The sequence below is a fragment of the Bradyrhizobium sp. T-12 genome (assembly GCF_058314695.1).
The window spans coordinates 967,501-982,064 of the sequence record NZ_CM177756.1; the positions used below are offsets into that span (position 1 = coordinate 967,501).

A 14,564-nucleotide genomic window follows, 5' to 3' on the forward strand; every position below is an offset into this window, starting at 1 on the left:
CAAGAAGCACGGCTTTGCCGGCTATGACGAGTACAACAACGTCGTGGACAATATCAGCCTGGTGATCGGCGGCTTCGATCCCGCGACCAAGAAATATGTCGGTACCGACGCCGTGATCAAGGCTCAGATCGCGCAAGTCCAGGCCGACAAGAAGATGCCGGCCAAGGACAAGAAGGAAGCGCTCGACGAGCTCAACGAAGCGCTGAAGACGCCGGCGCCTCAGGTCGAGAACAAAGGCAATATCGATCTCGTCGCCAAGTACTACGACAAGCTGGTCGCCGCGCTCGGAGACGAGGAAAACTGAAGATACTTGTGGTGCGTTGTTCGCGCCGCGCATGCCCCCCGTACGAAACTGTTTCTCGTCATCCCCAGTCTCGTAGGGTGAGCAAAGCGAAGCGTGCCCGGGCGTCTGTCTAAGTTGAAAGAACGTGGGCACGGCGCTGTCGCGCCTTTGCCGACCCTGCGTGAGCCGTTCAATGGCAAAAGCCCCGGAGACATCTCCGGGGCTTTCGTCGTTTTGGACTTCGCTGTGCCTTGCAGTTATGTCCGTGTCCGCATCCGCATCATGAAGCTGTCGAAGCTGAGCTCGGCGACTTGCATCCAGGCCAGCGAGTCGGCGCGGTATGCCGTCAGGCTCGCATACATCTTGCCGAAATGCGGATTGCTCTTGGCGAGATCGGCGTAGATTTCGTTGGCCGCGCCGTAGCAGGCCTCGAGCACCTCCTGCGGGAACGGCTTGAGCGTCGCGCCGGCCGCCAGGAGTCGCTTCAGCGCCGGCGGGTTGACCGAGTCGTATTTGCCGGTCACCCAGGTGAAGGTGTCGAGCGAGGCCGCGGAGATCGCCGCCTGATAGTGCTTCGGCAGCGCGTTCCACTTTTCGAGATTCATGAGGTTGTGGCCCTGGCCGGTGCCTTCCCACCAGCCCGGATAATAATAGTACTTTGCGACCTTCACGAAGCCGAGCTTCTCGTCATCATAAGGGCCGACCCACTCCGCCGCGTCGATCGTGCCCTTCTCCAGCGCGGGATAGATGTCGCCGGCCGCGATCTGCTGCGGCACGCCGCCGAGTTTTGCGATGATGGTGCCGGCGAAGCCGCCGACACGGAATTTCAGGCCTTTGAGATCGTCGATGGTCTTGATCTCCTTGCGAAACCAGCCGCCCATCTGGGCACCGGTCGAGCCCGTCGGCACGCTGATCGTATTGTACTCCTTCAGGAGATCGTTGAGCATGTCCTGGCCGCCGTTCCATATAAGCCAGGAAATGTGTTGGCGCGTATTGAGACCGAACGGCAGCGACGTGCCGAAGGTGAACGCCGGGTTCTTGCCCCAATAATAATAGAGCGCCGTATTGCCCATCTCGACGGTGCCGTTCGAGACGGCGTCGAGCACTTGCAGACCCGGCACGAGCTCACCGGCCGCAAAGGGCTGGATCTGGAATCGATTGTCGGTGATCTCGGCAACGCGCTTGCAGAAATATTCGCAGCCGCCATAGAGCGTATCGAGCGATTTCGGCCAGCTTGCAGCCAACCGCCATTTCACTTCGGGCATCGATTGCGCAACGGCCGGCGCGGCTACCGCTGTGCTCGCAGCGAGACCGACGCCCGTTGCTTTCAGGAAATCACGACGTTTCATGCGTATCCCTCCAATGTGCCGATTGCTCGACTTAGGGAACGATCTTGATGTCGTCTTGGCTTCGCCGATAATCGACGTTGTTTTGTGACGATAGGAATGTATGCGGCGGCCCTTGAGGGCTTCTTCGTGGATTCCGTGCGTTGCGGCTCCGGCGGGGAGGATGGCGGGTCGTCTTGCGATAAGCAAGCGTTGCGGCATCGCTCGCAGTTGCGAAGGCGGCGATCAGCGCCGATGCCTACGAGAGCTGCGCTCAACGGAAGAAGCCCCGGAGCTATCCCCGGGGCTTCTCCGACTTTAGTCGTGGAGGCGGTGACCTTACGTCTTGGCCCGCATCCGCGCCATGAAGCCGTCGAAGCTGAGCTCGGCGACCTGGGTCCAGGGCAGCGAGTCGTTCTTGAAAGCATTCATGCTGGCGAGCATCTTGCCGAAATGCGGGTTGGTCTTGGAGAGGTCGGCATAGATCTCGTTAGACGCGTTGTAGCAGGCTTCGAGCACCTCCTGGGGGAAGGCCTTGAGAATGGCGCCACCCACAATGAGCCGCTTCAGGGCCGGAGCGTTCACTGCGTCATACTTTCCGGTGATCCAGGTGAAGGTGTCGCGAGACGCCGCGTCGATCGCCGCCTGATAGTGCTTGGGCAGCGAATTCCACTTTTCGATATTCATGATGTTGTGGCCCTGGCTCGTGCCTTCCCACCAGCCGGGATAATAGTAGTACTTAGCCACTTTCGCGAAACCGAGCTTTTCATCGTCGTAGGGACCGACCCATTCGGCCGCGTCGATCGTGCCCTTCTCGAGCGCCGGGTAGATGTCGCCGCCGGCGAGCTGCTGCGGCACGCACCCGAGCTTGGCGAGAATGGTGCCGGCAAAGCCGCCGATACGCATCTTCAGGCCCTTGAGATCGTCGATCGATTTGATCTCCTTTCTGAACCAGCCGCCCATCTGCGCGCCGGTCGAGCCGGTCGGAATGCCGTAGACGTTGTATTCCTTGAGGAGGTCGTTGACGAGTTCTTGCCCGCCGCCCCAGAGCAGCCAGGAGATCTGCTGGCGCGTGTTCAAGCCGAACGGCAGCGCGGTGGCGAAGGTGAAGGCGGGGTTCTTGCCCCAATAGTAATAAAGCGCGGTGTTGCCGATCTCGACGGTGCCGTTTGATACGGCATCCAGGACCTGCAGGCCGGGGACGATCTCGCCGGCTGCAAACGGCTGAATCTGAAACTTGTTGTCGGTGATGGCGGCTACTTGCTTGCAGAAATATTCACAGCCGCCGTAGAGCGTATCGAGCGACTTCGGCCAGCTCGTGGCATAGCGCCACTTGATCTCGGGGGAGCTTTGCGCGATCGCGGGCGCGGCGACGGCGGTGCTGGCGGCCAGGCTGGCGCCCGTCACCTTGAGAAAATCACGACGTTTCATGCGTATCCCTTCCATTGCGTCGATGCGTCGAGCAGAAGCGATCTTGATGTCGTTTCGTCGAGGATCGACGTTCTTTTGTTGAAATGGTCTAGGCGTTCCCGAATGGCCCTGAGGGGCTCTTGTTGCTGGAATCCGAGCGTTGCGGTTCCGTCAGCAAGGATGACCGTTCGTTGCCCGATAATCAAGCGATCTGCATCTCGCGACTGCGAAGCGTGCCAGACACAAGTCGGAACCGTCAGCAGCCTGCTAGACCATGACGCAATTATCAAAGAGGAAGCGCGCAATGACGGGCAAGAAGGTGGTGGTCGCCGGTGCGACCGGTCTCGTTGGCAACGCCGCCTTGCGGCACTTCGGCGCGTCGGAGCCTTGCGAGATCGTGGCGCTGTCGCGGCGAAGACCGCGCAACCTCTATGGCGCCCGCCACGTCCCGATTGACCTCACCAGTGCCGCGGATTGCCGCCGCGCGGCGGCCGAGTTCGCGGGCGCCACCCATCTGGTCTACGCCGCGCTCTACGAAGCGCCGCAGCTCGTCGATGGCTGGCGCGATGAGCAACAGATCAAGATCAACGACCAGATGCTGCGCAACCTGATGGGCGAGCTTGAGCCGGCGGCGCCCGGGCTCAAACATGTCGCCCTGTTGCAGGGGACCAAGGCATACGGCGTCCATGTCCGCCCCCTGACCGTGCCGGCGCGCGAGGGCCGCTCCGAAATGTATGAGCAGCCCAATTTCTATTGGGCCCAGGAAGACTTCCTGCGCGAGCTCCAGAAGGGAAAGGCCTGGCACTGGAGCATTTTGCGCCCCGTCCTGATCGTCGGTCTCGCCATGGGCGGCGCGATGGATCTGATCCCGCCTCTCGGCGTCTACGCCGCGATGCTGCGCGAGCAGGGCCGGCCGCTGGATTTTCCCGGCGGCGCCCCGCGTGTGGGGCAGGCCGTCGATGTCGATCTCCTCGCCCGCGCGATCGCCTGGTCGGGCGAAGCGGGGACGGCGCGGAACGAGGCCTTCAACGTCACCAATGGCGATGTCTTTACCTGGGAAAACATCTGGCCCGCCGTGGCCGACGCGCTGGAGATGAAGCCCGGCAAGCCGGTGCCGCTCTCACTTGCAAAGGAGTATCCGAACTGGATCGACGTTTGGGACGAGCTGCGGGCCAGGCACAACCTCGTCTCGCCCGGTCTCGCTGACTTCGTCGGCCTCTCATTCCAGTACGCCGACTACAGCATGCGCTACGGCCACACGGAATCCGGCCCGCCCTCGATCGTCTCCACCGTGAAGATCAACCGCGCTGGCTTCACCGAGATGATGGACACGGAAGACATGTTCAGGAAGTGGTTTCGGCAAGCGAAGCAAGAGAGATTGTTGCCGTAACGCTTGTTGTGATGGCGGCGCAACTGTCTCTCCGCAAAAGCCGTCATGCCCGGGCTTGTCCAGGGCCATTCCCGTATTTTGCGCCGCAAGGAGGCGTGGATGGCCGGGCCATGACGCGGCGGAGGTCTCACTGCTCCTTCGCGAACGCGGCCTCCATGGCCTTGCGCGTCTTCACCGTCTCGTTGCCGGGATCGAACTCGACATCGCTCCAGCGCACCACCGCGCCGTGCGCCACGTCATGCTTCAGCTTCACGCGGTGGGCGAGGCCAATCGGCAGGGCGCCCGCCTTCAGGCTCGCGGCTGCCGGTACCAGCTTGCCCCACACCGTGTAGCCGCCTTCGCCGTCCAGCATCTCGCCCGCGCGCAAATTGCGCTTGGCTACCGCAGCGACGTCGCCGCGGAAGCCGCTCGCCTGTCCGGTCGGCTCGCCGCGCAGTGCCGCCGACAACACCGAGATGTTCAGCTCGAGCCCGATCAGATGATAGGGCTTGTACATCGCCGCATAGCGTCCGCTGGCATCGGTCTTCAGGCCATATTGCCGGAAGCAGTCGGCGGCATAATCGTTCGGCGCCTCCAGCACCACATAGACGCCCCAGCGCAGGTCGCGGAATACCGGCCGGCCGTCGCGCTCGAGCGAGGAGACGACCTCGACCACGCCGGGCCGGTCCAGCACGCCGCCGCGCGAACGCGGCCGCATGATATGCGGCAGATCGTCGACGCCGCAGGGCGGAAACAGCAGCCCGTCGGCGGGCACGTCGAGCGTGCAGGCATTGGCGATGGCAGCCATCTCGATGGCCGATTTGGTGCCGTCGAGAAACGAGTTGAACATCTGCGGATTCATGCCGGCCGACTGCGCTTCGCCTGCGGTCAGGCCGTAATGATGCCAGACGCCGTCAGGCGTCACGTCGTGATAGGCCGGCAGATATTTCGTGCCCTTGCCGGCGGCGACCACGCGAAAACCGGTCGCGCGTGCCCAGTCGACCATCTCGGCCGTCAGCGCCGGCTGGTCGCCATAGGCGAGCGAATAGACCACGCCGGCCTTGCGTGCTTCCTCGGCGAGCAGCGGACCTGCCAGCACGTCGGCTTCGACATTCACCATCACGATGTGCTTGCCCGCGGCGATCGCGGCGCGCGCGTGGCGGATCCCAACGGCGGGATTTCCGGTCGCTTCCACCACCACGTCCATCGCGCCGCCGGCAATGGCCCGCGCGCCGTCGTCGGTGAAGACCGTCTTCGCGATGAGCTCGGCACTCCAGCCGACGGTGCGGCACGCCTCGCGCGCGCGGTCGCGGTCGAGATCGACGATGATCGGCACCTCCAGCCCCGGCGTATGCGGCACCTGCGCCAGAAACATCGAGCCGAATTTGCCCGCACCGATCAATGCGACACGGACAGGCTTGCCGGCGGACGCGCGGGCCTGGAGGAGGCGGAAGAGATTCATGGGGGATGTCCTGCGGAGCTATCGTGTCCCGGACGCGGTGCGGCGCGAAGTGCCGCTCCGCTGAGCCGGGACCTGGAGAGAAAATCATCGATACAGTATGGGCCCCGGCCCTGCAGCGCACCGCTGAAGAAGCGCTGCGCTGCGTCGGGGCACGAGACCTGTCTACTCCGCCGCCTGCCGCGGCGCACGGGCAAGCCGCACCAGCGCATCGTCATCCACCGTCTTGATCGGCGCAAAATCGCGATGGGCGATGTAGTCCGGTCGCGTCGGGGTGCGAATGTAGTTCGAGACCGCATTCAGCGTCAGGTACACGATCTTGCGCGGATAGGGCGTGATGTTGCCTGCCGAGCCATGCACGAGATTGCCGTGGAACATCAGCATGCCGCCGGGCTTGCCGGTCGGCGCGACGATGCCGCCCTGCGCGACGAGCCGCGTCACCGTTGCTTCGTCCAGCGTCCATAGCGGATAGGAGGTGGTGGCGAGGTCGTGCGAGGCCTCGAGATCGCCGGCGTTCTGGCTGCGCGGCACCAGCATCAGGGGTCCGTTGATCGGCATCACCTCGTCGAGGAAGATCGCGATGTTCATCGCCCGCGGCTCCGGCATGCCGTCGTCGCGCTTCCAGGTGCCGTAATCCTGGTGCCATTGCCAGACGTCGCCGGTGAAGGCCGATTTCGCGTTGATCTTGAACTGGTGCATGTAGACAGGCTCGCCGAACAATTGCTCGACCGGGTCGATCATCCGCGGATGGGCGCCGAGGATGCCGAACGCCTCGTTATAGAGATGCGCGGCAAACGCGGTGCGCGGCGCGCCGCTCTTCTCGCGCCAGACTTCCGGCCGGTTGGTGTCGTAGATGCCGACCGCCTCGCGCGCGAGCAGATCGACCTCCTCCTGGGCGAACAGCTCGGGCAGGAACAGCCAGCCCTCGCGGTGGAAGAACTCCAATTGCTCTTGCGACAGTTTCATGGGTCGTCCTCCTTGATTTTGTCATTCTGCTTATTGTTGTCATTCCGGGGCGTGCGAAGCACGGGCCCGGAATGACGGCGCGACTACGCCGCCGCCTCCGTCGTCCTCAATCTCTCCTCAGTCATTCGCCCCGCCGTCTGCGCATGCGCCAGCGCCGCGCGCTCGGCCGCGCTCGCATCGCCTGCGAGAATGTGCCCGGCGATCTCCGCGTGCTCCGCCCAGGCGCTGCCGCGATAGTCGAGCTCCGACAGCACCGTCGCCATCGAGCGGCGCATATGCGGCCATTGCGGCGCGATCGTCTCCTCGATCACGGGATTGCCGGCGAGCTGATAGATCGCGCGGTGAAAATCGACGTCGAGCGTGATGAGCTCGGCGAGTGGTGTCGCGCGGTCGATGCGGCCGCCGGCGGCCAGCGCCGCTTCCAACCGCGCGCGGCCTGTTGCGTCGTATCCCGCGCGCGTCGTCGCAAGCCGCGCGGCGAGCGCATCGATTGCCCCGCGCACCTCGTAGAGCTGGCGGATCCGTGAGGGATCGAGCTGGGTGACTTCGAAGCCGCGCTTGCCGCTTTCGGCGACGAGGCCTTGCCGATGCAGCAGATGTAGCGCGTGCGACACCGGCTGGCGCGACACGCCGAGCCTGTCGGCGAGCTCGTTCTGCCGGATGCGCTGGCCGGGCTCCAGCGTGCGGTCGGAGATCGCCTCCAGGATGCGCGCATAGACCTGGTCGATCAGGTTCGGAAGCGGGTCGAGGGGGATCACGCCGGTAGCTCCGACAGCCAATGGGAATACGGAATTCCGTATTCGAAGCTACGCTTCGTGAGGTGGGGCGGTCAAGCGGTATCGGAGGGTGACGGAATGACTTCTCGCCTGTTCGAGTAAGTCATTGATATTCCTAGGTCAGTCTACTGTGCATGGGGTTGTTTTCGCAGAATTGCGCCAGCCTCACCCCTCGAGCACCTCCACGTCCAGTGCGGCGACCTGCTCCGGGTCGGCCAACGCCTCGATCCCAACGATACGGTCGTCCCTGAACATCACGCGCAGCGCGATGCGCAGCCGTCCGCCGAGGATGACGGCCACTCCGATCTTGCCATCGACCAACGCCGTTCGTGCAGCCTGGGCACGGCCCTTGTAGAGCTGCGCCACCGCGTTCGCGCCGCGGATCTCGGCCAGCGTGCCGAGCCGCACCGCGGCCTGGTCGGCGCGGAAGACGACGTCGGGATCGAGCGCGGCCAGCAGCCCCTCGAAATTGCCCTCGCGCGACGCCTTGAGGAAGGCATCGACGATTGCGCGCTGGCGCGACTGGTCCGTTTCGGGCACCGGCGCGCCCTGCACGCGTCGCCGCGCCCGGCTGGCGAGCTGCCGTGATGCGTCGACCGATCGGCCGACAATCGGCGCGATCTCCTCGAAGGGCACGGCGAACATGTCGTGCAGCACGAAGGCGAGCCGCTCCGCAGGCTGCAGTGTCTCCAGCACGACGAGCAGCGCCGCACCGACGGAGTCAGCCATCTCGGCCTCGCGCAGCGGCCCCTCGTCGGCCGGCTCCGGCACATCCGGGCCCATCGGCTCTTCCTTGCGCGATTTCCGCGGGCGCAGCATGTCGAGGCAGATGCGCGCGACCACGGTGGTGAGCCAGCCGCGGAGGTTCGCGATATCAGACATGTCGTAGCGGCTGACCCGCAGCCAGGCCTCCTGCACGGCATCGTCGACCTCGGCGCGGGAGCCGAGCATCCGGTAGGCCACCGCGCGCAGATGGTCCCTGCTGGCCTCGAATTGCTCAGTGAGAAGATTTTCTTCAGTCATCGGTCACATTCCCTCGTCGCGATCCGTCATGCACATGACGAAGCCAATCCGGCCAATGTGACCGGAACCTTCGAAATTCGAGCGATGGAGACGAAAAAGATGCACGCCCGCATGAATCACCCCGTGATGGTCCTTCCCGAAGCCATGAATGTCTTGCAGTCCCTCGGCAATCTCACCAAGCAGGGCCTGCCGGAAAAGCTTTTGGAACTGGTGCACCTGCGCGCCAGCCAGATCAACGGTTGCAGCGTCTGTGTCGACATGCATCCCAGGATCGCCCGCAAGCTGGGTGAGACCGACGAGCGCCTGTTCGCCGTGTCCGCCTGGCGCGATGCGCCCTATTTCACCGATGCCGAGCGCGCCGCGCTGGCACTGGCGGAGGCCGTCACGCGTCTTGCCGATCGCGAGGATCCGGTGCCGGATGCGGTCTGGAGCGAGGCCGACAAGCATTTCGACGAACGCGAGCTCGCAACGCTGATCCTCTCGATCGCCACCATCAATGTCTGGAACCGGCTGAACGCAGCGATCAAGATGCCGGTCGGCGTGTGGAAGGTATAGGTTTTCTTTCTTCGCCTCTCCCCGCTTGCGGGGAGAGGCCGGCCGCTGGCGCCGACCCCGTTACAAGCTACGCCGCCAAGAACCTGTTCACGACCTCGCCGAACCCCAGCGGGTCCTGCTCGAACATCCAGTGGCCGGCGTTGGGAATGACCGCCGTCTCAGCTCCCGCGATATGCTCGGCCAGCACGCGCCACATTACCGACAGGCTGCCGGTGGTGGCCCCGCCGCCGATCAGCAGCGTTGGCGTCCGGATCGCCTGCGCATCGTTCAGCGTGTAGGGCCGGCGCTGCTCGTTGATCTGGCCGAGGAAGGTCAGGGCGTTGTCGCGCAGCTGCTGCTTGGCGGCGGCCGGCACGCGGCGCCATGAACCGTCACCCTCGATGCCCTCATAGAAATTCTGCAGCGCGCCCTCGATATCGCCGGCGCGGATCATTTCGACCGAGCGCGCGGTGCGCGCCGCGAGCGGCGGATGTGCGGGCGTGCCTTCGGGCAGCGGCAGGCTGGCATCGAGATCGCCGCCCGGCTCGGCCAGCACCAGTTTCCGCAAGAGATCAGGCCGTGCCTGCGCCACGCGGAAGGCGATGTGGCCGCCGCGCGAATGGCCCATCAGATCCACGGGTGTAGGCCTCACCTGCTCGATGAACGCGATCACATCGGCAACGTGCTGCGCCATCTTGTAGTCGTCGCCGACGGCGCCCCAATGCTCGGGAAAGAAGTGCCGCAGGCTGACCGAGATCACCCGATGGGCCTTCGACAATGGGCCGAGCACCGAATACCAGGTGCGGAAGTCGCCGAGCGTGCCGTGCACGCAGACCAGCGGCGGCCCGCTTCCAACCTCGAGATAGGCCATGTCGTAGTCGTTGACGCGGAATGACTGCATGATCAGCTCGCCAGAAAATCGAGGACGATTTCAGAGTATTTCTGCGGCGCCTGTTCGAACATCGGATGCGTCGCGTTCGGGATGATCGCGGTCTTGGAATAGGGCACATGCGCTGCGAGCGCATGCAGCACCTTTGGCAAGAGGCCCTTGGTCCGCGCGCCCAGGATGAACAGCGTCGGCATCTTGATCGATTCCGCATCCGCCCTGGAGAAAGGCGGGCGATTGTCGCGGACCTGGCCGATCAGGGTGTAAGCATTGTCGCGCAAATTCTGCTTCACCATGGCCGGCAGCCGCGGCCAGGTGCCGGCGCCTTCCAGCGTGTCGACGAAGACGGCAAGGCCGCCATCGACATCACCGGCGGCGATCTTCTCGGCCGACGCCGTGAAGCGCGCCAGCAGCGGCGAGGGGCCGCCGACGTAATCCGGATCGAGGCTCGCATCGAGCTCGCCGCCGGGCTCCGCCAGGACGAGCCGGCGCAACAGATCAGGGCGGGCTTGCGCGACGCGGAAGCAGATGTGTCCGCCGCGGGAATGGCCCATCAGGTCGACGGGCCCGAGGTCGAGCGTCTCGATGAAGGTGATGACGTCCTGGACATGCTGGGCGATCGAATAGGTGTCGCCCATGCCGTCCCAGCGTTCCGGAAAGAAATGCCGCAGGCTGACGGCGATCACGCGACGCTGCTGCGTCAGCGGCCCGAGCACGCAACCCCAGACGCGGAAGTCGTTGAGCGAGCCGTGCACGCAGACCAGCGGCGGCCGGCCTCGGTCTTCGCCCGCGTCGAGATAGGGCATGTCGTAACCGTTGACGTGGAGGCTTTGCATTCGGGACTCGCGAGGCAGGCGGAACTGCTGTGCAAGATTCCCGGAAACCGGGTGGATCGCAACTATTTCCAAGCCTAGATTGTGGCTCAGCACACAATGGGGGCATGCGACAAGGACGCTAGCTCAGGAACCAAGCCATGACCGACCAGCATTTTGCCCTGTTCGACACCAGGATCGGCCTCTGCGCCGTCGCCTGGGGCCCGCGCGGCATCAACGGCACGCAATTGCCCATGGGTGGCGAGCAGAAGATCCGCACCCGCATCAGCCAGCGCCACGCTGACGCCGTCGAGACCGAGCCGACCGCGGAGGTGCGAGAGGCGATCGACCGCATCGTCAAGCTGCTCGCGGGCGAGCCGGACGACCTCACCGATATCGAGCTCGATCTCGACGGTGTGCCCGAGTTCAATCGCGGCGTCTACGAGATCGCCCGCGCCATTCCGCCAGGCAAGACCATCACCTATGGCGACATCGCCAAGCAGCTCGGCGGCGTGCAGCTGTCGCGTGATGTCGGCCAGGCGCTCGGCCGCAACCCATGCCCGATCGTGGTGCCCTGCCACCGGGTGCTCGCGGCCGGCAACAAGCCCGGCGGCTTCTCGGCGAATGGCGGCGTGGTGACGAAGCTGAAGATGCTCGAGATCGAAGGCGCGCTGGTGAACCACACGCCGAGTCTGTTCGATTGAGGTTCAAGGTGTCGTGCCCCGGCTCAGCAGTACGGCACGAAGTGCTGCACTGCTGAGCCGGGGGCCAGCATCTTGGCGAGATGGGTCCCGGCTCTGCGGTGCACTGCTCCGCGCTGCACCGCGTCCGGGACACGAATCCTCACCTAGATCTTCGCCGTCGTCTTCGGCCAATATTTGTCGCGCAGATGCCGCTTGACCAGCTTGCCGGTCGGCGTGCGCGGCAACTCGGGCTCGAAATCGATCGAACGCGGGCACTTGATGGCGGAGAGGCGGCCCTTGCAATAGGCGATCAGGTCGGCCTCCAGCGCCTTGCCGGCGCGGCTCATGTCGTGCGGCTGCACCACCGCCTTGACCTCTTCGCCCATTTCCTCGTTCGGGACGCCAAACACCGCGACGTCGGCGACGTCGGGGTGGGTGATCAGCACGTCCTCGGTCTCCTGCGGGTAGATGTTCACTCCGCCGGAGATGATCATGTAGGACTTGCGGTCGGTGAGATAGAGGAAGCCATCCTTGTCGAGGTAGCCGACATCGCCGAGCGTCGACCAGCCCTTTGCGTTGTAGGCCTTCTTCGTCTTCTCGGGGTCGTTGTGATAGGTGAACGCCGGTGCGTCGGCGAAGTAGACCGTGCCGATCTCGCCCGTCGGTTGCTCCTCGTCATTCTCATCGAGGATCTTGATCTTGCCGACCACGGCGCGGCCGACGCTGCCGCGATGCGCCAGCCATTCCTTGGAGCTGCAGACCGTGACGCCATTGCCCTCCGAGCCCGCGTAATACTCGATCAGGATCGGCCCCCACCATTCGATCATCTTTGCCTTGACGTCGACCGGACACGGAGCTGCGGCGTGAATGGCGCCCTTGAGCGTGGAGACGTCGTATTTGGTGCGAACGTCGTTCGGCAGCTTCAGCATCCGCACGAACATGGTCGGCACCAGCTGTGATTGCGTGACCTTGTACTTCTCGACCAGCTTCAGGAACTCTTCGGCGTCGAAGTGCTCCATGATGATGGAGGTGCCGCCGAGCACGATTGCCATCATGTTGAAGCGCAGGGGAGCTGCGTGATAGAGCGGCGCCGGTGACAGATAGGTGCTCTCCGCGTTCATGCCGCACATGTCGGCGCAGAGCACGCGCAGCAGCGGATTCGGCTCGTCGATCGTCTTGCCCTCGAAGGCCTTCTTGACGCCCTTGGGCCGGCCGGTGGTACCCGACGAATACAGCATGTCGTAGCCAGCGATCTCATCGGCAATCGGCGTGACCGGCTGGCTTGCTGCTTCCTTGTCATAGGAGCGGAAGCCCGGCAGAGGCTCGTCCATCATGTAGAAGATCGGCTCGCCGGCGGCGCCCTTGATCAGGCCCTTGATCTGGTCGGCGCATTTCGGTGTGGTGATCACGACCTTGGCGCCGCAATCGGCGATGATGTAGTCGATCTCGTCCTGCTTCAGGTAGCGGCTGATCGCGGTATAATAGAGCCCGCTGCGCTGCGCGGCCCAGCACAGCTCCATGAAGGCAAGCCGGTTCTCCATCAACAGCGCGATGTGGTCGCCGGCCTTGAGGCCCAGCGAACGGAACAGGTGCGCGCCCTGGTTCGAGAGCTCGTCGAGCTCGCGATAGGTGATCGCCTTGCCGGTGCCGGCCATCTGATAGGCGATCTTATTCGGCGTGGTGCGGGCGTGGACGGAGGGGTGAGTCATGGCGTTTCCTCACAACGCGAATGGCGAGCAGCGAATGGCGAATAGGGGAGAAGGGCAATCGCTCTTCGCCTACTCACCATTCGCTACTCGCCATTCACTGCTTGCTTTTGTTCTTCTTACAGTCGTTCGACGATCGTGACGTTGGCCATGCCGCCGCCTTCGCACATGGTCTGCAGGCCATAGCGCTTGCCGCGTTGGTGCAGGGCGTGGACCAGCGTCGTCATCAGCTTGGTGCCGGAGCCGCCGAGCGGATGGCCGAGCGCGATGGCGCCGCCGTTGACGTTGAGACGCTCGGGATCGGCGCCCGTGGTCTTCAGCCAGGCGGTCGGCACCGAGGCGAAGGCCTCGTTGACCTCGAACAGGTCGATGTCGCCGATCTTCATGCCGGCCTTCTCCAGTGCGCGCTTGGTCGCATGCAGCGGCGCGTCCAGCATGATCACGGGATCGCCGCCCATCATGGTCATGTGATGGATGCGCGCCAGCGGCTTGACGCCGAGCTGCTTCAGGCCCTTTTCATTCACCACCATGACGCCGGAAGCGCCGTCGCAGATCTGGCTGGCACTGGCGGCGCTGAGCTTGCCGTTCTCTGCGATCAGCTTGACACCCTTGATGCCGTCGAGCGTGACGTCGAAGCGGATGCCTTCGTCGATGTGGTGGGTGTCCTTGGAGCCGTCGGCGCGGGTGATTTCGAGCGGCACGATCTCCTTCTTGAAGTGGCCGGCCTGCGTCGCCGCGATCGCGCGCTGATGGCTGTTAAAGGAATATTGGTCGAGCTCATCCTTGGAGAGGCCGTATCGCTCCGCCATCATCTCGGCGCCGGTGAATTGGCTGAACACGATGTTGGGATACTTCGCTTCGATGCCCGGGCTCTTGTAATTGCCGAAGCCGTTCTTGGCCGGAAGCTGCGAGGACAGGCCCATCGGCACGCGCGTCATCGATTCCACGCCGGCGGCGATCACGACATCCATCGTGCCGGACATCACCGCTTGGGCTGCGAAGTGCAGCGCCTGCTGCGAGGAGCCGCATTGGCGGTCGATCGAGGTGCCGGGCACGCTCTCCGGCAGCTTCGAGGCCATGATCGCGTTGCGCGCAACGTTGTTGGACTGCTCGCCGACCTGCATCACGCAGCCCATGATCACGTCCTCGACCTGGGCGGGATCGACCTTGGTGCGATCGACCAACTCGTCCAGCACCTTCGCGGCGAGGTCAGCCGGATGCCAGCCGGCGAGGCGGCCCCCCTTGCGCCCGCCGGCGGTACGCGCGGCGGCGACGATGTAAGCCTCGGCCATGTCGGTTTCTCCCTGAATTCTTGCTTGGGTTGGTTGTCGG

General features: G+C 64.3%; 14 protein-coding genes (1 of these 14 running past the window's edge). 4 read left to right on the plus strand and 10 right to left on the minus strand.

The window, feature by feature from the left end:
- Positions 1 to 304 carry the 3' portion of a hypothetical protein gene (locus AC0WRY_RS04625; RefSeq protein WP_194405872.1) on the plus strand. Its footprint begins 293 nt before the window's first position, so only the last 304 of its 597 coding nucleotides appear in the window; the start codon falls outside the window, past its left edge; it ends in the stop codon at positions 302 to 304.
- 236 nt (positions 305 to 540) lie between these two features.
- Here the strand turns inward: AC0WRY_RS04625 and AC0WRY_RS04630 are convergent, their stop codons facing one another.
- Positions 541 to 1,632: a TRAP transporter substrate-binding protein gene (locus AC0WRY_RS04630; protein ID WP_194405873.1), complete on the minus strand. Its 1,092-nt coding sequence runs from the start codon at positions 1,630 to 1,632 to the stop codon at positions 541 to 543.
- Between the two features lie 315 nt (positions 1,633 to 1,947).
- Complete coding sequence (locus AC0WRY_RS04635; protein WP_194405874.1) at positions 1,948 to 3,039, minus strand: TRAP transporter substrate-binding protein; 1,092 nt, start codon at positions 3,037 to 3,039, stop codon at positions 1,948 to 1,950.
- A gap of 283 nt (positions 3,040 to 3,322) precedes the next feature.
- Here AC0WRY_RS04635 and AC0WRY_RS04640 point away from each other — a divergent pair, with 283 nt between their 5' ends.
- The gene (locus AC0WRY_RS04640) at positions 3,323 to 4,408 is read left to right on the plus strand and encodes an SDR family oxidoreductase (protein WP_194405875.1); all 1,086 of its coding nucleotides are present in this window, start codon (positions 3,323 to 3,325) and stop codon (positions 4,406 to 4,408) included.
- Between the two features lie 127 nt (positions 4,409 to 4,535).
- On the opposite strand, the gene AC0WRY_RS04645 is transcribed toward AC0WRY_RS04640, so the two are convergent.
- The 4 genes from AC0WRY_RS04645 to AC0WRY_RS04660 all read right to left on the minus strand — a co-directional run bounded on the left by AC0WRY_RS04645 (position 4,536) and on the right by AC0WRY_RS04660 (position 8,611).
- A complete protein-coding gene (locus AC0WRY_RS04645; RefSeq protein WP_194405876.1) occupies positions 4,536 to 5,849 on the minus strand; it encodes an NAD(P)H-dependent oxidoreductase in 1,314 nt (437 codons plus the stop codon).
- Between the two features lie 162 nt (positions 5,850 to 6,011).
- Positions 6,012 to 6,812 carry a phytanoyl-CoA dioxygenase family protein gene (locus tag AC0WRY_RS04650; protein WP_063197681.1) on the minus strand — a complete coding sequence of 267 codons (801 nt, stop codon included), beginning with the start codon at positions 6,810 to 6,812 and terminating at the stop codon, positions 6,012 to 6,014.
- A gap of 83 nt (positions 6,813 to 6,895) precedes the next feature.
- The gene (locus AC0WRY_RS04655; protein ID WP_194405877.1) at positions 6,896 to 7,570 is read right to left on the minus strand and encodes a GntR family transcriptional regulator; all 675 of its coding nucleotides are present in this window, start codon (positions 7,568 to 7,570) and stop codon (positions 6,896 to 6,898) included.
- 183 nt (positions 7,571 to 7,753) lie between these two features.
- Positions 7,754 to 8,611, minus strand: coding sequence for a sigma-70 family RNA polymerase sigma factor (locus tag AC0WRY_RS04660; RefSeq protein WP_491122725.1), 858 nt, complete (start codon positions 8,609 to 8,611; stop codon positions 7,754 to 7,756).
- Between the two features lie 99 nt (positions 8,612 to 8,710).
- On the opposite strand from AC0WRY_RS04660, the gene AC0WRY_RS04665 reads away from it, so the two are divergent.
- Positions 8,711 to 9,166 (plus strand): carboxymuconolactone decarboxylase family protein, encoded by a 456-nt coding sequence (locus AC0WRY_RS04665; RefSeq protein WP_194405879.1) that lies wholly within the window; start codon positions 8,711 to 8,713, stop codon positions 9,164 to 9,166.
- Between the two features lie 67 nt (positions 9,167 to 9,233).
- Here the strand turns inward: AC0WRY_RS04665 and AC0WRY_RS04670 are convergent, their stop codons facing one another.
- Entirely contained in the window at positions 9,234 to 10,046 is an 813-nt protein-coding gene (locus AC0WRY_RS04670) for an alpha/beta fold hydrolase (protein WP_491122726.1), read from the minus strand.
- 2 nt (positions 10,047 to 10,048) lie between these two features.
- A complete protein-coding gene (locus AC0WRY_RS04675) occupies positions 10,049 to 10,867 on the minus strand; it encodes an alpha/beta fold hydrolase (RefSeq protein ID WP_194405881.1) in 819 nt (272 codons plus the stop codon).
- Between the two features lie 137 nt (positions 10,868 to 11,004).
- Here AC0WRY_RS04675 and AC0WRY_RS04680 point away from each other — a divergent pair, with 137 nt between their 5' ends.
- Complete coding sequence (locus AC0WRY_RS04680) at positions 11,005 to 11,547, plus strand: methylated-DNA--[protein]-cysteine S-methyltransferase (protein ID WP_194405882.1); 543 nt, start codon at positions 11,005 to 11,007, stop codon at positions 11,545 to 11,547.
- Positions 11,548 to 11,690: 143 nt separating this feature from the next.
- On the opposite strand, the gene AC0WRY_RS04685 is transcribed toward AC0WRY_RS04680, so the two are convergent.
- Positions 11,691 to 13,235: an acyl-CoA synthetase gene (locus tag AC0WRY_RS04685; protein WP_194405883.1), complete on the minus strand. Its 1,545-nt coding sequence runs from the start codon at positions 13,233 to 13,235 to the stop codon at positions 11,691 to 11,693.
- Positions 13,236 to 13,351: 116 nt separating this feature from the next.
- Positions 13,352 to 14,524, minus strand: a complete 1,173-nt coding sequence (locus tag AC0WRY_RS04690) for an acetyl-CoA C-acetyltransferase (RefSeq protein ID WP_491122727.1) — start codon at positions 14,522 to 14,524, stop codon at positions 13,352 to 13,354.
- Positions 14,525 to 14,564 lie beyond the last annotated feature (40 nt).